Source organism: Kribbella solani, assembly GCF_014205295.1.
In the GTDB taxonomy this organism is placed as follows: domain Bacteria; phylum Actinomycetota; class Actinomycetes; order Propionibacteriales; family Kribbellaceae; genus Kribbella; species Kribbella solani.
In genome coordinates this window covers 7,324,137-7,341,500 of record NZ_JACHNF010000001.1, presented here as the reverse complement: position 1 = coordinate 7,341,500, position 17,364 = coordinate 7,324,137, and the positions used below count along the sequence as shown (strand labels likewise).

Annotated in this window: 15 protein-coding genes; 7 read left to right on the top strand and 8 right to left on the bottom strand. The window is 68.5% G+C overall.

What is annotated here, in order from left to right:
• Position 1: 1 nt before the first annotated feature.
• Positions 2-1,381, bottom strand: coding sequence for an ABC transporter substrate-binding protein (locus HDA44_RS34130; protein WP_184841598.1), 1,380 nt, complete (start codon positions 1,379-1,381; stop codon positions 2-4).
• A 282-nt stretch (positions 1,382-1,663) separates the two neighbouring features.
• Here HDA44_RS34130 and HDA44_RS34125 point away from each other — a divergent pair, with 282 nt between their 5' ends.
• The 3 genes from HDA44_RS34125 (at position 1,664) to HDA44_RS34115 (ending at position 4,485) form a co-directional block, all read left to right on the top strand.
• Entirely contained in the window at positions 1,664-2,380 is a 717-nt protein-coding gene (locus HDA44_RS34125) for a KpsF/GutQ family sugar-phosphate isomerase (protein ID WP_238352610.1), read from the top strand.
• Positions 2,377-3,417: a ribokinase gene (locus tag HDA44_RS34120; protein ID WP_184841596.1), complete on the top strand. Its 1,041-nt coding sequence runs from the start codon at positions 2,377-2,379 to the stop codon at positions 3,415-3,417. The genes HDA44_RS34125 and HDA44_RS34120 overlap by 4 nt, the downstream gene beginning before the upstream one ends.
• A 69-nt stretch (positions 3,418-3,486) precedes the next feature.
• Entirely contained in the window at positions 3,487-4,485 is a 999-nt protein-coding gene (locus HDA44_RS34115) for a LacI family DNA-binding transcriptional regulator (RefSeq protein WP_184841594.1), read from the top strand.
• Between the two features lie 8 nt (positions 4,486-4,493).
• Here the strand turns inward: HDA44_RS34115 and HDA44_RS34110 are convergent, their stop codons facing one another.
• From HDA44_RS34110 to HDA44_RS34100, 3 genes are read right to left on the bottom strand one after another with little or no spacing between them, the layout of a single operon-like run.
• Complete coding sequence (locus tag HDA44_RS34110) at positions 4,494-7,577, bottom strand: GH92 family glycosyl hydrolase (RefSeq protein ID WP_184841592.1); 3,084 nt, start codon at positions 7,575-7,577, stop codon at positions 4,494-4,496.
• Between the two features lie 16 nt (positions 7,578-7,593).
• Positions 7,594-8,487, bottom strand: coding sequence for a Rossmann-fold NAD(P)-binding domain-containing protein (locus HDA44_RS34105; protein ID WP_184841590.1), 894 nt, complete (start codon positions 8,485-8,487; stop codon positions 7,594-7,596).
• Entirely contained in the window at positions 8,484-9,413 is a 930-nt protein-coding gene (locus HDA44_RS34100; protein ID WP_184841587.1) for a phosphotransferase family protein, read from the bottom strand. The genes HDA44_RS34105 and HDA44_RS34100 overlap by 4 nt, the downstream gene beginning before the upstream one ends.
• Before the next feature lie 102 nt (positions 9,414-9,515).
• Here HDA44_RS34100 and dapD point away from each other — a divergent pair, with 102 nt between their 5' ends.
• A complete protein-coding gene (dapD, locus tag HDA44_RS34095) occupies positions 9,516-10,454 on the top strand; it encodes a 2,3,4,5-tetrahydropyridine-2,6-dicarboxylate N-succinyltransferase (protein ID WP_184841585.1) in 939 nt (312 codons plus the stop codon).
• 139 nt (positions 10,455-10,593) lie between these two features.
• Positions 10,594-11,565 carry a VldE C-terminal domain-containing protein gene (locus HDA44_RS34090; protein WP_238352609.1) on the top strand — a complete coding sequence of 324 codons (972 nt, stop codon included), beginning with the start codon at positions 10,594-10,596 and terminating at the stop codon, positions 11,563-11,565.
• Positions 11,566-11,615: 50 nt separating this feature from the next.
• Here the strand turns inward: HDA44_RS34090 and fdxA are convergent, their stop codons facing one another.
• Entirely contained in the window at positions 11,616-11,942 is a 327-nt protein-coding gene (gene fdxA / locus HDA44_RS34085; RefSeq protein WP_012923087.1) for a ferredoxin, read from the bottom strand.
• Positions 11,943-12,060: 118 nt separating this feature from the next.
• On the opposite strand from fdxA, the gene HDA44_RS38790 reads away from it, so the two are divergent.
• On the top strand, positions 12,061-12,987 hold the full coding sequence (locus tag HDA44_RS38790; protein ID WP_337906736.1) for a GNAT family N-acetyltransferase: 927 nt from the start codon (positions 12,061-12,063) through the stop codon (positions 12,985-12,987).
• Here HDA44_RS38790 and HDA44_RS34075 read toward each other — a convergent pair.
• Positions 12,969-14,351: an MFS transporter gene (locus HDA44_RS34075; RefSeq protein WP_184841581.1), complete on the bottom strand. Its 1,383-nt coding sequence runs from the start codon at positions 14,349-14,351 to the stop codon at positions 12,969-12,971. The two genes, HDA44_RS38790 and HDA44_RS34075, sit on opposite strands and share 19 nt — an antisense overlap.
• A 54-nt stretch (positions 14,352-14,405) precedes the next feature.
• On the opposite strand from HDA44_RS34075, the gene HDA44_RS34070 reads away from it, so the two are divergent.
• Positions 14,406-14,843: a type II toxin-antitoxin system PemK/MazF family toxin gene (locus HDA44_RS34070; protein WP_184841579.1), complete on the top strand. Its 438-nt coding sequence runs from the start codon at positions 14,406-14,408 to the stop codon at positions 14,841-14,843.
• An 80-nt stretch (positions 14,844-14,923) separates the two neighbouring features.
• On the opposite strand, the gene HDA44_RS34065 is transcribed toward HDA44_RS34070, so the two are convergent.
• Together HDA44_RS34065 and HDA44_RS34060 are read right to left on the bottom strand one after the other, a co-directional pair.
• The gene (locus HDA44_RS34065) at positions 14,924-16,672 is read right to left on the bottom strand and encodes a VanW family protein (RefSeq protein ID WP_184841577.1); all 1,749 of its coding nucleotides are present in this window, start codon (positions 16,670-16,672) and stop codon (positions 14,924-14,926) included.
• 105 nt (positions 16,673-16,777) lie between these two features.
• Entirely contained in the window at positions 16,778-17,302 is a 525-nt protein-coding gene (locus tag HDA44_RS34060) for a flavin reductase family protein (protein WP_337906734.1), read from the bottom strand.
• Between the last annotated feature and the right edge of the window lie 62 nt (positions 17,303-17,364).

Sequence of the window (17,364 nt, the reverse complement as noted above, 5' to 3'; positions counted from 1 at the left end):
ATCAGCTGATCGGCGCGCCCTGGTAGGTCTTCAGGAAGGTGTCGATCTTCTGCGCCGCGTCGGCCGCCGCCTTGGCCGGGTCGGACCCGTTCAGCTGACAGGCCTGGATCGCGTCCGCGATCGGCTGGTACACCTCCGGTGGGAACCGCGGCTCCGGCTTCCCGGTCGGCGCGATCTCGGTGACGTACTTCTTCAGCGCGCCGTCGGCGAACGCGCCCTTGGCGTCCGCTGCCTCCTGGACCGACTTGCGCGGCGGCAGGTTGGTCTTCACCACGGTGTTCCACTGCCGCTGCCGCTCGACGCCGGCCGCGTCGGTCGAGCCGAGCGCCCAGGCGATGAACTTCGCCGCCGCTTCCGGGTTCGCGCCCTTCGAGTTCGCCACGAACGCCCAGCCGCCGAGGTCGGTGGCGGCCTGACCGCCGTCCGGGGTGGGCAGCGGGATGATGCCGTACTTGAAGTTCTTCGCCTTGGTGCGCAGGTCCGAGACCGCCCAGATCCCGCTCTGCTGCATCGCGGCCGCGCCGGAGCCGAGGTTCGACACCACGTCACCGCCGCCGTCGCCGAGCGCCTTCCGCGGCGCGACCTTCGTCTTGATCGTGTCGCCCCAGAACTTCAGCGCCTGGACGGCGGCCGGCGAGTCGAACGCGGACTTGCCGTCCTTGATCGCGTTCCCGTTGCCCTGCCACATGAACGGGTACCAGGTGAAGTTCTGGTAGTAGCCCGGCGCGGTCTCGAACATCACCCCGTACCGCTTGCTGTTGGTGAGTTTCTGGGCGATCGCGAGAGTCTGGTCCCAGGTCTTCGGCAGGTCGCCCTCGGACAGGCCGGCGCTCTCGAACGCGGCCTCGCTGTAGTACATCGCGAGCGGCTCGATCTCCATCGGCAGGCCGTACACCTTGCCGTCCACGCTGCGCGCCTCGAGCAGGCCGGGCAGGTAGTCCTTCTTCGCCTCGTCGGACAAGGCGGACCCGAGATCCTGCAGCACGCCACCGTTGTAGTAGCGGAGGAAGTCGCCGGGGCTGATCAGGAAGATGTCCGGGCCCTGGCCGGACTGGAACGCGGTCTGCAGCGTGGTCCCGTTCAGGTAGTCCTTGCCGGGGATGTACCGCAGCTTGACCTTGACGTCGTTGTTCTTGTTCCACTCGGCGACGGTGTCGACGAACCACTTGCTCTGCGGGCCCTGGTCGTCGGACGGGCCGTAGAAGTTCCAGAACGACAACTCCTTGGCGTTCCCGCTGGAAGAGCTTCCGCCACAGGCGGACAGCAGCGGTACGCCCACCGCCGACGCGGCGAGGGCACCGAGCCCGCCGCGCAGGACGGACCGGCGACTGAACTGCCGGGCGAGGCCGGACTGGCTGGCAGGGGTGGGTGTTGCGGCCATCAGGTGCTCCAGGGGTGTGTTCACGAACGGCCGAACCGCGACCCGGGGGCACGACCTTGCGGCAGCGGCGTGAACCTGGTTCGGCGGCTTCGAGAGGGCAATCGATTTCTCGCAATCTACGATCGGCGACCTGGCCGGTCAAGAGCCGGTCCGGTGATGATGTGATCAACTCCCCCGATTCGTACCTGTGGGCAAGGGTTTCGACCTGGATGCAGACGTTGACACCGGCGGATCGAGCTGCCTAATCTTCGGAAATCGATTTCTGAGATGAGAGGCGCTGGAATGCCAGTTGTGCCGAACCGTGCGTCCGCCCACCGCACGGTCGACGAGCTGCCCGCGGCCGCCGAGCTGCGCGGTGCCGACGAACTACGCGGTGCCGCCGAGTTGCCGAGGGACCTGGTCGCGCGGGGACTGCAGGCGGCGCGGGACGCCATCGAGACCGAGGCCGCGGCGGTGTCCGCGCTCGCCGGCCGGCTCGACGGGGTGTTCCTCGACGTACTGACCGCGGTCGCGCGCTGCGAAGGCCACCTGGTCGTGACCGGTCTCGGCAAGTCCGGTCTGGTCGGCCGGAAGATCGCCGCCACGCTGGCCAGCACCGGTACGCCGGCCACCTTCATCCACTCCGGTGACGCACTGCACGGGGACTCCGGCGCGGTGACGAACCGGGACATCGTGCTGGCATTGTCCGCGTCCGGTGAGACCGCCGAGGTGTGCGCGTTCGCGCGGATGCTGCGCGAGCGGGACATCCCGGTGATCGCGATGACCGGGCGAGAGCAGTCGACACTCGCCCGGTTGGCCACGTACACGCTGGACACGATGGTGCTGCGCGAGGCCGACCCGCTGAACCTGGCGCCGACCGCCTCGACCACCGCTTCCCTGGCGATGGGCGACGCGCTCGCCTGCGCGCTGGTCGTACTGCGGGAGTTCAGTCATCAGGACTTCGCGCGGTTTCACCCGTCCGGTGCCCTGGGCAAACGTCTGCGGGAGGACCAGGCATGAGCGAGTACGACGTCTGCGTGCTCGGCTCGTTCATGAAGGATCTGGTCGCGTCGGCCGAGCGGCGACCGTTGCCGGGCGAGACGCTGCACGGAACCGGGTTCGCCGAGTTCCTCGGTGGCAAAGGCGTGAACCAGGCGATCGCGGCCGCCCGGATGGGAGCGCGGACGGCGATCGTCGGCACGATCGGCGAAGACCGGTACGGCGAGGAGTTTCTGGAGCTGCTTTCGGCGAACGGCGTCGACGCCTCGTGGGTCGTACGGCATCCGTCGCTCGGGACCGGAGTCGGACTTCCGCTCGTACTGCCCGATGGCGGGAACTCGATCATCATCGTGTCGCGTGCGAACGCGGCGATCACCGCGGCCGACGTGGACGCGGCGACCGAGGCGCTGGTCGCGAGCAAGGTGCTGAGTGTTCAGCTCGAGCTGCCGGTCGAGGCGAGCCATTCCGCCCTTCGGCTCGCCTCGACCGCGGGCGTCACGACGATTCTCACGCCGGCGCCGGTCGGCCCGGTGGATCCGGCGCTGGCGGCGTACGTCGATGTGCTCGTACCGAACGAGGTCGAGGCGGCGGCGCTGACCGGACTCGATTGTGAGGACGAGTCGCAGGTGCCGGCGATCGCGCGGAAGCTCGCCGAGGACTGGGATCTGCGCGGTTGCGTGGTCACGCTCGGCGCACGTGGCGCGTACGTACTGGATCGGGACGGCGGGTACGAGGAACGGATCGCGGCACATCAGGTCGCGACCGTCGACACGGTCGGCGCCGGGGACGCGTTCTGCGGTTCGCTGGCTGCCTCGCTGGCCCACGACGCCCCGCTGATCGAGGCCGCCCGCCTCGCCAACGCCGCCGGCGCCCTCTCCACCACCACCAACGGCGCCGCCGCCTCCGCCCCCACCCACGAGGCCGCCCGCTCCCTCCTCACCCTCACCACCACCCAGCCCGGCGCTTCGCCGACCGTGCCGCCCGCCACCAACCACCCCAGCACTTCCCGCGATACCACCCAGCCCGGCGCTTCGGCTGATACGTCGCCCGCCTCATGAGATCCTTGGGTCTGGGTCGGGGTTAGAGTGCGATCCAGACGACCATCGGATCTCCAGCGGGGAGCAGGTATGACGACGATCTACGACGTCGCGCGTAGGTCGGGGGTGTCGCCGGCGACGGTGTCGCGGGTGCTCAGCGGCCGGCGGAACGTGGACCCGGAGCTGTCCGAGAAGGTCCGCGCCGCGGTCGCCGAGCTCGGCTACCGCCCGAACGGCGTCGCCCGGAACCTGCGCAAGTCGTCGACGAACCTCTGGGCGGTGGTCATCTCCGACATCGAGAACCCGTTCTTCACCTCGCTGGTCCGTGGTCTCGAGGACGTCGCGCAGACCGAGGGGTACCACGTCGTGCTGTGCAACTCCGACGAGGATCCGGCGAAGGAGGCCGCGTACGCATCGGCGGTGCTGACCGAGCAGATGGCCGGCGTGGTGATCTCGCCGACCAGTACGGCCGAGGGTGTCCAGCTGCTCGCGGACGCGAAGATCCCGCTGGTGATGATCGACCGCCGGGTCGAGGGCGTCGAGGCCGACACCGTACTGGTCGACAACGAGCACGGCGCTTTCGAGGGTGTGAAACATCTGATCGACGGCGGGTACCGGCGGATCGCGTGCATCACCGGGCCGCGCAAGGTCTCCACCGCGATGGATCGCCTCGCCGGGTATCGCTCCGCGCTCCGCGGCGGAGGCATCCGGTACGACAAGGATCTGGTTCGGCACGCGGACTTCCGCGAGGCCGGCGGGTATGCGGCGATGGAAAGCCTGCTGGAGCTGGACGATCCGCCCGAGGCACTGTTCGTCACCAACAACCTGATGACCGTCGGCGCCCTCGAATGCCTGGCCAAGAAGGGCGTCCGCGCACCGCACGACATCGCGATCGTCGGTTTCGACGACATCCCGTGGGCGGACCTGGTCATCCCCAGCCTGACCACGGTCGCCCAGCCCACGTACGAGCTGGGCCGCACCGCCGGCCTCCTCCTCAAGGACCGCACGGCAGCCCCCGGCCGCCCGCCGTCCACGGTCACCCTCCGCACCGAACTCCACATCCGAGCCACCTCAGCCCCCAAGCAGTAGCCCGCCGGTTACTGCAGGAGCTCCAGTTGGGTGAGTGTGGCTGGGGTGGGGAGGGACAGGCGGTAGTGCTGGTAGGCGCCCGGAGTGGGGATGGTGAAGGGGCGGGTTTGGCGCGGCCAGCGGAAGATGGTGTTGGTGCGGTTGTCGAGGGTGGTCCAAGTGATGCCGTCGAGTGAGCCTTCCAGGCGCCAGGCGGTGGGGGCGGTTTCGGCGTCGGCGCAGGTGAGCGTGTAGAGGGTCGCGGTGCCGGGGGCGGGCAGCGACCAGGTGGTGTGCGGGCCCAGCCGGGTTTCGGTGGCGGACGTGTCGTCGAAGAGCGGGTTGGACGGGTCGGTGGGGATCAGGTCGGTCAGCGGGGTGGCGATCTTGTCATCCGCTGTCAGTGACGGCGGGAACTCCTGGGTCGCCCACGTGGACGGAGCCGCGCCGAGCGTGAAGTCGAGCTGAGTCGCGCCGATCAGGTCGGCGTGTGCGACGGAGGCCGTCGACAGCTTGCGGCCGTTCAGGGAAACGGCTTGGACGTACGGGTGTTCGGCGCCGTCGGCGGTGATGGTCAGGGGTGAACCGCCCAGCGGAGTGACGACGGTGCGCGGGAACAGCGGGGAGCCGATCGCGTACTCGGGCGCGCCGACGCGCAGCGGGTACAAGCCGAGCGCGGCGAACAAATACCACGCCGACATTTCGCCGTTGTCCTCGTCGCCCGGATATCCCTGGCCGATTTCTTCGCCGACGTACAAACGATCCAGGACCTCGCGTACGATCGCCTGCGTCTTGTTCGGAGCGCCCGCGTAGTTGTACATCCAGGCGATATGATGCGCGGGCTGATTCGAGAACCCGAACTGGCCCATCCGGACCGCCTGCGCCTCCACCATTTCGTGGATGACGATCGAGTACGTGCCTTTCTTCACCGCCAGTTCCGGGGTCGCGAAGAATGCATCGAGTTTGGCTTCCAGACCGGCCGCGCCACCGTACAGATTGGCCAGACCGCGCGGATCGTGCGCGACGTGGAAGGCGAAGTTCCAGCCGTCCGTCTCGGTGAAGTCGCCGCCCCATTCCTCGGGGTCGAACTCGGCGGCCGGCTTGGCGAACGTACCGTCCGGGCGCCGCCCCTGGAAGAAATTGATCGCGTCGTCGAACAGCAGCACGTAGTTCAGCGACCGCCGCCGCAGGTATTCCGCTTCTTCCAGCAATTCAGCGCGCCGCGCGGGCGGCACCGCCGGGTCCTCGGCCAGTCGCGCCGCCACCTGCGCGAGCCCGAAGTCGTTCAGGTACGCCTCCAGCGACCACGAAACGCTCTCCTCGGTGCCGGTGCTCACGTACCCGGCGAAGAACCCGGTCTCCGCGCCCTTTCGCCCGACCTCGGTCGCCTCCGGCGCGACGGTCGCGTTCCGGAGCCCGGCGTCGTACGTCGCGAGTGCATCCGGCAGCGGCACGCCCTTCAGGTACGCGTCCGCGAACGACACGTCCGAACTCGTCCCGGTCATGCAGTCGGCGTACCCCGGTGACGACCAGCGCGCGATCCACCCGCCGTCGCGGTACTGCTGCACGAATCCATCGATCAGCTCGCCGGTCAACTCCGGGTAGAAGAACGCGTACGCCGGCCACGCGGTCCGGTACGTGTCCCAGAACCCACTGTTCACGTACATCTTGCCGGGCCTCACGACCGCATTGGTGTCGCGCGCGGTCGCCGTACCTTCAACCGGCAGCACCGCGCTCGCATAGCGGTATTCGGGCGCTTCCGCCGTACCCACGTTCTCGAAATGCGAGTTCGGGTAGAGGTTCAGGCGGTACAGGTTTCCGTACACGGTCCGCAGTTGCGGCAGCGTCGCGCCTTCCGGCCGCATCACCTGCAACCGTTCGTTCCAGACCGCATTGGCGGCGGCCTGGATCTCCTCGAAAGTACGACCTTCGAGCTCCAGCGAGAGATTGTGCCGCGCCTGGTCGACGCCGATGAACGAGGTGGCGATCCGCAACGTCACTTCGGGTACGTCGAAGGTGGCCGCGCGACCGTTGGCGCGACCACCGATCGCCGGGCCGAATTTCGTTGGTGCGGCCGACAACAGGCCGTAGCAGTACATCCGGGTCCGGCCGGTTTCCGAACCGTTCTCGACCCAGCCGGTGAGCGCCGTACCGTCGTACCCGAACTCGCCGTTCTCGTCGATCGTGTCGAAGACCAGGTGCCGGCCGGGCGCGTCGGCCGGGAAGGTGAACCGGAAGGTCGCGCCGTGATCGGTCGGCGTGAGCTCGGCGCGGATGCCGTTCGCGAGCGTCACCGCGTACAGGTCCGGGCGCGCGATCTCGTCGTCGTGACTGAACGCGGCCGCGCGCTCGGCCGGATCGCCGAGCGGATCGGCCGCTGCGACCGGCATGATCGTGAGCTGGTCACGGTCGCCCATCCACGGGCTCGGCTGGTGCGAGAACGTCAGTCCCTGCAGCTCCGGGCGGTTGTCGGCGTTGTTGGCGCGGTGGTACTCGTACGGCCAGCGGTGTGTCGACGCGTTCGTCACCGGGGTGAGGAAGTTGAAGCCGTTCGGCCAGGCGGTGATCGGGAGGGTGTTGCCGCGAGAGAAGTCGTGGCTGGCGTTGGTACCGCGGCGGGTGTCGACGTACGCGGCCAGGTCGGTGCCGTCGGGCGCTGGTGGCGCCGGACCGATCTCGACGTCGTCGATCCAGCCGGCGAACTCATGGCCCGGCTCTGGGGCATCCACCACCAGTACGGCGCGGGCGACCGTCTTACCTGCGGGTAGCTCGACCTGCACGTCGTTCCACTGGTTCGTGTACAGGATCTTGGCGGCGCCCTGTCCGGCGGCATCGGCTGGATTCCCGTACTGGTCCAGGCCGGCGGACCGCGTTCCGTCGGCGAAGGCCAGCTCGACGGCCGCGTACGTGGCGGTGTACGTGAGCGCCGCGTCCAGTTCCGGGTAGATCTTGTAGCGGAGGCGATCACCGGGTTGGATCACTCGCTCGGCGACAGGAAGGTCGACCTCCTGCCTGCCGCCGCTGCTGCCCGAGTAGCGAGTCGCGTCAACGCTGCTGAACCCGGCCCGCGGACTCGTCGGTCCACCGGGTCCGCCGCCTGTTTTGATGATCACGGCATCATCTTACGAATCAGTGCGGCGGGTCTGGCGGGATGTTTCCGGCCTGGAGCCAGGCGAGGTAGTCGCGGGCGATCTCCGCGTCCGGCCGGAGCCGCAGCCCGGCCGCGACGGCCCGGCTGTTGTCGAGCTGGAAGGTGCCGTCGTTGGACCCGTCGTGAGGCAGGTGAAACCGATCAGTTGCCGGCGACCAGTCAACCGTTCGGGATCCCGGCGCGGCGGCGAGCCAGGCGTCGGCCAGTTCGGTCATCGTCCGAGTCGGACCGACCGCGTTGTACGGACCAGGCGACCGCTCGACCGTCACGCGGAGCAGGAAATCGGCGAGATCCCGGGCATCGATGTACTGAATCGGCTGCTCCGGACGAGCCGCGCACTCCAGCGAACCACCGTGCGCGAGTGCCCATCCCCAGTTGCCGAAATCAGGGTTGTACGGACCGACCACGAACCCGGACCGGACGGCGGCCGTACGCTCGCCGAAAGTGGCGTTGAGCAACGATTCGCAGCGCACCTTCGACGGGCCGTACAGGTCCATCGTGAACTCGTCCTCCGGCGCGCCGTCCGGCCAGGGCAGCAACGGCGCCGAGTCGGTCATCCCGCGCGCCGTCTTGCTCGCGTACACGGCGATCGACGACATGAACGTGTAGTGGGCGCAGCGATCACGCAGTAGGGCGGCGCTGAGTGAAACGTCGCGGATCAAGAAGCCGGACAGGTCGATGACGCCGTCCCACTCACCTGCCGCGAGTACGTCCGGCGCGGCGCGTTCGCCGATCAGGCGGCGTACGCCCGGGAAGAGCTCCGGATTGGTGCGGCCGCGGTTGAAGAGCGTGAGCTCGTGACCGGCGGCGAGGGCGGCCTCGACGACGTGGCGGCCGAGGTTCTTCGTGCCGCCGAGGACGAGGAGGTTCATGAGAGCTGTTCGATCAGGTCGGTGAGTTCGGAGTGCAGCGGGGCGATCCAGGCTTCCGAGCCGGGGATCGTGCGGATGCCTTCCTCGACGACGAAGGTCAGGGCGAGGAGGCAGAAGCAGGCGCCGCCGACGAGCAACTGCCGGTCGACGAGGAACGGGTCGGCGCCGGACACCTCCACGTACCGGGCGACGATCGGACCGCGGTCGTAGCCGAGGGCAACCGCTTCGCGGACCAGCGTGTACAGGTCACCGAGGTGCGGCGCCGCGTACGCCACCGGCCAATCCACTACCGACCACCGGGTCCCGTCCGACACCAGATTCTTCGGCACGAAGTCCCCATGCACCACCCCCACCCCCGCATCCCGATGCACCCGCTCCACCGCCCGCACCAACCGCCTAACCTCAACCCCACCCAACCGAGCCGCCCCACCCCGCTCAGCCGATCCGCTCGCCCGGCCTGAGCAGCTCCCCTCGCCCGTCCTGCTCGGAGCAGCCGACCCGCCTTGCCCGGCTCGTTCGATTCGTGCGGCCAGTTCCTCAACCCGTTCCGGTGGGAAGTCGGTCGGCTCGTCCAGTGTCTTCTCGCGGAGGCGCGCGACCAGCTCCGCCGCCGCCACGAACCCCTCGGCAGTAGGTTCCTGCTCCAGGGTCACCCGACCCACATCGGCAAGTACGAGCACGTCACCCGCGCCGTACAGCACCTCCGGCGCCGGCAACCCCAGCGGCAGTACGAACCGCTCGTACGCCCCCAGCTCCCCCGCCTGCGCGTCACTCCCCCGCTTCACCACCACGCTCCGCAAGCCGTACGACAACCGCCAAACCTCCGACGACCCCCACTGCCGCAGCAACTCGGTGTGCACCTCATCAGCCTCCGGCGCCCCCAGCACCGCCACCACCACGTCACTCGGCACCCAGTCGGCAAGCATCCGGCCAGTACACCACGCTCTCCCCGGCACCTCGGAGCGAATAAAACGACCAGCAAGCGGGCGGTTGTCAGTCCCAGTGGGCGAGCGAATTAGGGTAGGGGCATGACGGAGAACGCCGCGCGGGCCTGGGGATTCGGACTTGCGACTGTTACTGCTGCTGGGGACGTACTTGATGTCTGGTACCCGGCGCCCGAGCTAGGCGCGCGGGTAGCGGACGCCAAGGCGCCGACCGAGCTGGTCGCGGCGGAGGGCACCGACGACCTCCGGCAGGTACGCCGCGAGGTAGTAGTGACCGAACTGGTCCTAGCGGATGCACCGGCCGGCGTAGCGGACGCGTACCTGCGGCTGCACCTCCTGTCGCATCGACTCGTTCAGCCGCACGGTGTGAACCTGGACGGCATCTTCGGCGCGCTGCCCAACAACGCCTGGACGTCGCTCGGGCCGGTCCCGGTCGAGCAGATTGAGCAGGTACGGCTCCGGGCGCGCGCCGCGGGCCAGCACCTTTCGGTGACGAGCGTCGACAAGTTCCCCCGGATGACGGATTACGTCGTACCGAGTGGGGTCCGGATCGGCGACGCGGACCGGGTCCGGCTGGGCGCGCACCTGGCCGAAGGCACCACGGTGATGCACGAGGGGTTCGTGAACTTCAACGCCGGCACGCTCGGTACCTCGATGGTCGAGGGCCGGATCGTGGCCGGTGTCGTGGTCGACGACGGCAGTGACATCGGCGCTGGCGCGTCGATCATGGGCACGCTGTCCGGCGGCGGCAAGCAGGTGATCTCGATCGGCAAGCGCTGCCTGCTCGGCGCCAACGGCGGGACCGGGATCTCGCTCGGCGACGACTGCGTGGTCGAGGCCGGACTGTACGTCACCGCCGGCACCAAGGTGACGCTCCCGGACGGCACCGTGGTGAAGGCCCGCGACCTGTCCGGTCAGCCGGGGCTGCTCTTCCTCCGGAACTCGGTCACCGGCGCGGTCGAGGCCCGGCCGCGGACCGGCGGCGGGATCACCCTCAACGAGGCCCTGCACGCGAACGCCTGAGACCGGCCGAGGACGAGGCCAGCACGAGGCAGTACCGGCCCGGCTGAGCCAACCAATGTGAGGCAACGCACGTCAACCAGTTCGTGATCAGCGAACCGGAACCTGTCCCCCGCCTCCGAACGTTGGGAGCGGTATGCCGATGAAGCGTGGTGTGCTGGTGGCCGTCGGAGCCATCGGCGCGCTGAGTATTGCCGTCGGAGCGGGGATCGCCTGGCTCGGCAGCAAGCATGTCGGCTCGATCCTGCAGCCGCGGGAGCAGTGCAGCGCGACCGTGGGCGGGCAGCAGGTGGTGCTCGACTTCGAGCAGGCCGAGTCCGCGGCGATCATCGCCGGCGTCGCGGTCCGCCGCGGGCTGCCGGCCCGGGCGGCGACGATCGCGCTCGCCACCGCGTACCAGGAGTCCGGCCTGCGGAACCTGGCGCACGGCGACCGGGACTCGCTCGGGCTGTTCCAGCAGCGGCCGTCACAGGGCTGGGGTACGGCGGCGCAGGTGCGCGACCCGCACTACGCGGCCGGGAAGTTCTACGACGCGCTGGTGAAGATCAAGAACTACCAGAAGCTGTCGATCACGGTCGCGGCCGATCGGGTTCAGCGGAGTGCGTTCCCGAACGCGTACGCCGATCACGAGGCGGACGCGCGGGTGCTGGCGTCGGCGCTGACCGGGCAGTCGGAGAGCGTGTTCAGCTGCACGGTGAACACGGATTCGGTGCCGACGCAGGTAGTGGGCGCGGACGGGCTGACGCCGCGGGCGGACGCGGTGCGGAAGGATCTGGCGCGTACGTTCGGGAAGTTGACCACCGGTGGGTATCAGCCTGGTGGGGTGAGTACCGGGCATATGGAGGGGTCGGCGCACTACGAGGGGCGGGCCGTCGATGTGTTCGTGCGGCCTATCTCGGCGCCGAACACGACCAAAGGGTGGGCGATCGCGCAGTACCTGGTCGCGCGGGCCGATCTGCTGAAGATCCAGACGGTGATCTTCAGTGACAAGATCTGGACGGCGGGGAACAAGTCGGACAGCGGGTGGCGGGACTACACGCCCCCGGAACGCTCCGGCGACCCGAAAATCCTCCGGCACCTCGATCACGTCCACGTAGACGTACTCGAGCAATAAGTACAGGGCGCCCCATCCCGGGACGCCCTGTTACTTGCTGTAACTGAAGACTACTCGTCGTGCTCCTGCGGGGGGAGAGCGGCGATGAACGGGTGGTCCTTGTCGATCTTGCCGAGTTTGGACGCGCCGCCCGGGGAGCCGAGGTCGTTGAAGAAGTCGACGTTCGCGGTGTAGTAGTCCTTCCACTGCTCCGGGGTGTCGTCCTCGTAGTAGATCGCCTCGACCGGGCAGACCGGCTCGCACGCCCCGCAGTCGACGCACTCGTCCGGGTGGATGTACAGCATCCGGTTGCCCTCGTAGATACAGTCGACGGGGCACTCCTCGACACAAGCGAGGTCCTTCAGGTCAACACACGGCTGCGCGATGACGTAGGTCACTGCTACTCCTCCTATGGCAGGCAAGCGCAGCGTCGAGTTCGGGGTGCTGCGATGCGGTGATGCACGGTGTCTCTAGTATCACGGTAGTACGTCGCCCACTTTGCCAGGAGTCCGGATCGTGTCAGGCCTTGGTACCCGTGATATCGGCCACCGTGTTGTCGTCCGGCACCGGATTCCGGGTGGGTTGACCGATCTGATCGGCGTCCTGGCCGCCTGCGACAACCACGCCCTGAGTGTCCGGCACGCCGACGGTACTGTCCACGGCATCCCACTGGGCGACGTGACAGCGGCCAAGACCATTCCGGAAATGCCGCTCCGCCCGGTGGATGTCGAGCAGTTGTTCCTGACCACCGCGCTGGGCCGTCCGGCGGTCGAAACGGCGTACGTGGGTCACTGGTTACTGCGGGCCTCAGCAGGCTGGACCGGCCGTGGTAACTCGCTCCTGCCCGCCGGAGACCCTGGCGTGCCGGTGGCAGAGGCGCTGAAGCAGTCAGTGGACTTCTACGCCAAGCACGATCTACCGGCACAGGCCCTGATCCGGGTCGGCAGCCCGTACGAAGAGGCGATCCGCGCCTGCGGCTGGATGGAGGCGCGGCCGGAGCAGTCCGACGTACTGGTCATGCACACCACGCTTGACCACGTGAACGCCCAGCCGGCGTACGACGTACAGCTGGCGGAGCGACCGGATGACCCCTGGTACGCCAGCGCCTTCGAAGGTCCCGTACCAGCCGCAGCACCGCAGGTACTCGAAGGAGCACCGAAGGCGAGGTTCGCCTCGATCTCCCTCGACGGACAGGTCGCGGCGGTCGCCCGTGGCGCTATGACCGGCCACTGGCTGGGCGTAGACACAGTCCGGGTCGCTACGGACTTCCGCCGCCGCGGACTGGGAACCGCCATCGTCCAGGGCCTCGCCCGGTGGGCAGGTGCTCTAGGTGGCCGCCGTACCTACCTGGAGGTGCTCCAGGACAACACGGCGGCCCTCACGACGTACACAAGGCTGGGGTACCAGGAGGCGTACCGCTACCGCTATCTGACCAACCGGTGAGCTGCCCGCGCACCAACCAGCGTCAGCACAATGAACCCGGCCAGTACAACAGCCAGCGCCCGTCCGGGGTCCTGAGCGAGTGCCGCGTACGTAGAGCCGGCCAACGCGACAGCCAGCGCACCAGCGAGCTGTGCGTTGGTAGCAACGACTCCAGAGAGATCAGCCGCGTACTGCGGCGGCAGCGTGGACGTCACCGCACCGATCAGCGTGTTCGCACTGATGCCCAGCCCTAGACCACCAATACCAAGCAGAGCGAACAGCAGCGGCCCAGTACGACCGCCCAGCAACAGGTAGCCCAGTACCGACAGGTAGCCAACCGCCAGGATCAGGCAGCCCACTACTGGCATCCAGCGCACTCCTCTACGCAGTCTGGGCAGCACAGGTCCAGCCAGACCGAATGCAGCAACCCACACCACCATGGCGAACCCTGAGTACGCAGGGCCCTTGTGCAGACCGCTCTGCAGGTACATGGCGAGTACGAAGAGCAATGCGAAGTACGTACCGCTGGTGCACGCATGAGCCAGCAGACCAGCGCGTACGGACCGATGCCCTAGTACCTGGCGTGCAATGAGTGGCCGTCCACCACGCGCGGCCGTACGACGCTCGCCGTACTCGAACAGCGCCAGCATCGGCAGACTGAGCAGAAGGCACAGCCACGACCAGACAGGCCAGCCACGTTCCGAACCGAGCAGGAGCGGCACTATGACAAGCAGAACTGCTGCTGACAGAACGGATACGCCGACCAGGTCCAACCGGTCGCGATCACCTGGCTGATCGGCCGGCAGCAGACGCCGCCCGGCAACAGCCAGGGCGATGCCGATCGGTACGTTGACCAGGAAGATCGGTCGCCAGTCCGTACCGAACAGGTTCGCGGCGATCAGTACGCCGCCGAGCAGCTGCCCGGCGACCGCGCCACCGGACAGCGCGATCGAGAAGTACCCGAGGGCCTTGAGCCGGTCGCGCCCCTGGAAGTGCAGCTGGATGCCACTGAGCACCTGCGGAACCATCAGAGCGGCGCCCGCGCCCTGGACGAAGCGAGCGATGATCAGCGTGGTGATGTCCGGCGCGACCCCGCAGGCCAGCGATGCCACCGTGAAGATGGCCAGGCCGAGCAGGAACGTCCGCCGGTACCCGAACGACGAACCGAGCCGGGCGCCGGTGATGAGCAGGACGGCGAACGCGACCACGTACCCCGAGATGACCAGACCGACCGCGCCTTCGGAGGCGTGCAGGTCGGTCGCGATCGACGGACTGGCGATGTTGGCGACCGCGGTATCGATGTTCGCCATGAACTGGCCGGTGAGCAGGACGGCGAGAATCGCGCCCCGGTTACCGGTCTTCGCAGGCGTCTGAGTGATGTGCACACCGATGAAACGGTGTGAGCCCCTCGTCATGTGAGGGCGCTACGCTCGGGTGCCATGACGGATCACGTGGCCGAGCGGCCGGAGTACGCGGGCGACTTCGAAGGAACGGTGCACGTCGAGTACACGCCGCATCCGGACGACGGCGTCGCCGACCCGGGTGAGATCGTCTGGACCTGGGTGCCGTTCGAGGAGGACCACCACCGCGGCAAGGACCGGCCGGTGCTGGTGGTCGGCTGGGACGCGCCGTACCTGCTCGCGCTCATCCTCACCAGCAAGGACCACGACCGCGACGCCGTCGACGAGGCGCGCTGGGGCCGGGTCTGGCTGGACATCGGCAGCGGCGCGTGGGACAAGGAGCACCGGCCGAGCGAGATCCGGCTGGACCGGGTGCTACGGATCGACCCGGCGCAGGTCCGCCGCGAGGGCGCGGTGATCGAGGAGCCCGTCTTCAACGAGGTCGCGGCCGGCCTCCACCAACTCAACCGCAGCTAGCGGCTGGCAGGTTATTTCACCAGTGACCAGCTACAACAGGCCACCGGTGAAACAACCCGACAGCGGAGGCTCAACCGCGGTTAGCGGCCTGGTGGTGGTTTGACTCCACCGGGTGGCGGGGTGACCGGCGTACCCGGCTTCGGGCCGCAGCGGATGTCGTCGGCCGCGTTGTACTTGGTGGTGAACGACTCGGTCTTCACCCGGGCGCCGTTCTTCGCGAAGTACCGGAACACGGTGATGTCGAACCCGGCCGTCGGCGCCTGCGCCCGGCAGTCGGCAGCGGTGTTGTAGACCACGCTCGGCGACCGGTAGTTCGTACGCTCGGACTGCCCCGCGGTGATCTGCCAGGTCTTCGTACCCCAGACGATCACCCGGATGCTGCCCTGCGTACCCGGCGTCGACGCCTTGAAGATCGTCTGCACCAGCACGCCGTGACCGGAGTCGTTCAGGAACTTCAGGTCCACCGACGGCCAGGCAACGGTCGCCTCGCGGCCGACCGGGTATCGGTCGATGTAGACGCTGTGCGCCTTGTGCTCAAGGATCTTCAGCCCGGCGAAGAAGGCCGCGTTGAAGGTCGTGGTGGCCGACTGGGAGACGCCGCCGCCGAGGTCCAGGACGAACTTGCCGCCGCTGATGATGTTGCCCTCGGTGAACCCGTTCTCCTTGGTCCGCTCGCCGACGACCTTGTTCAGGCTGAACGTCTCGCCCGGCTTCAGCAGCGTCCCGTTGATCTTCGCCGCCGCGGTGCCGATGTTCACGTTCCGGTAGCCGGTGCCGTGCGGGAACTGGGTGGTGAAGTCGCCCATCCGCTGGGTGATCCCGAGCGCGGTCGCCTGCTCGGTGGTGAACTTCGCCTTCGTCGCGATCAGCGGCACGGTGGCCCGGCGCTCGCCGGTCGGCTTCGGCAGCGCGGCCAGAATCGCGGCACCGATCTTGGCCCGGTCGACCACCATCCCGTCCACCGCCGGAACCACCTTCGGTCCGGCGCCGGAGATCTGTACGGTCGCGTCCTTCGGCAGCGTCTCCAGCGACTTGAACCGCTGCTCGAACAGCGGCTCCAGCGCCTTGGTGTTCAGGGCCGGGATGACCTCGCCCTCACGCGCGGTGAGCGTCAGCGCGGGCGCGAGCTCGGCCGCGGTCAGGTCGACCGACTTCGAGCCGACGCTCAGCCGGACCGGGCCGGACATGGCCGGCTCGGCGAACTCCTTCATCGCCTTCGCGATCGCCTCGGACCCGGCCTTCGGCTTGGTCACGCTGACCGGAAGGTCCTTCGGCTCACCGTTCGACGGGTACGCCGCCAGCACCGCCGCCGGGGCCTTCGCGGTGTCGAGCTGCAGCCCGTCGGCGGAGTCGTGCCGAACCGCCCTGGTGCCCTTGAAGGTGATCGTGCCCTCGGTGGCCGGTCGGTTCACCTGGCCGGCCAGCTTGTCGACGGCCGCCTTCAGCTTCCCGTCGTCCTTGGTCACCACCGGCTCGACCGCGTCGCCACCACTCAGCGCCCGCAGGATCCGGCCCGGGGCCAGGCTGCGGCCCGCGCCGGCGGCGGCAACGGTCGCGTCCACGTCCACCGACAGCCCGGCGTCGGCCGGCACCACCTGGAACTTGGACCCACCCGCCGTCAGCGCGATCGGGGCGCCGGCCCGGTCCTTCAAACCGGCCTCGAGCTTGGCCTTCGCGTCGTTCTTGGAGAGCCCACCGAGCGGGATTCCGAGCACCGTCGTGTCACCCGGGACCTTGTCACCGGCGAACGCGAACGCGGCGCCGTACGCGACGACGACTACACCGAATCCAGCGGCGGCGATGATCCCCGCGAGCTGTTTTCTCCCCACCGGACAGTGTCCTCCTGCTCGAGCCTTGGTCAGGGCACAAGCGCACATCCTACGGGACGAAACAGGCCGTCCCGGCCTCCGGGCCAGCCCCCGCCGACCCGCCCGTCACGCTCGGTCGCCGGGCAGTTCCCGGTAGCCACGAGAGTAGTAGACGAGCGCTCCGTCGGCGGTCGATTCGCCGTTGCCGAGGCTCAGCACTTCGCCGACGACGATCGTGTGGTCACCGCCGTCGTACGTGGCCCAGGTCCGGCACTCCAGCCACGAAAGCGCGCCGTCGACGACCAGGCAGCCGGTTTTCGGGCCCGCCGTCGTCCCGATGCCGTCGAACTGGCTGTACAGATCCCGCCCGGACCGCGCGAACCGGTAGGCGATCGGCTGCTGCGCCGCGGACAGTACGGACACCGCCCAGTACCCACAGTCCAGTACGGCGGCGTGCATGCGTACGCCTTTGTCCACGCAGACCAGCACCAGCGGCGGATCGAGCGAGACCGAGGTGAACGCGTTCGCCGTCATCGCGTGCGCGACGCCGTCCTGCGACGTGCTCATGATCGTGATCCCGGCCGCGAACTTCCCGAGCGCGACCCGGAAGTCGGCAGCGGGCACACTCCCACTCGGCTCGGTTGAGGACACGTCAGCAGGCTATTCCTGACCAGAGCTTGATGTCTCAACCGAGCGTGTGGGAACCGTCACCT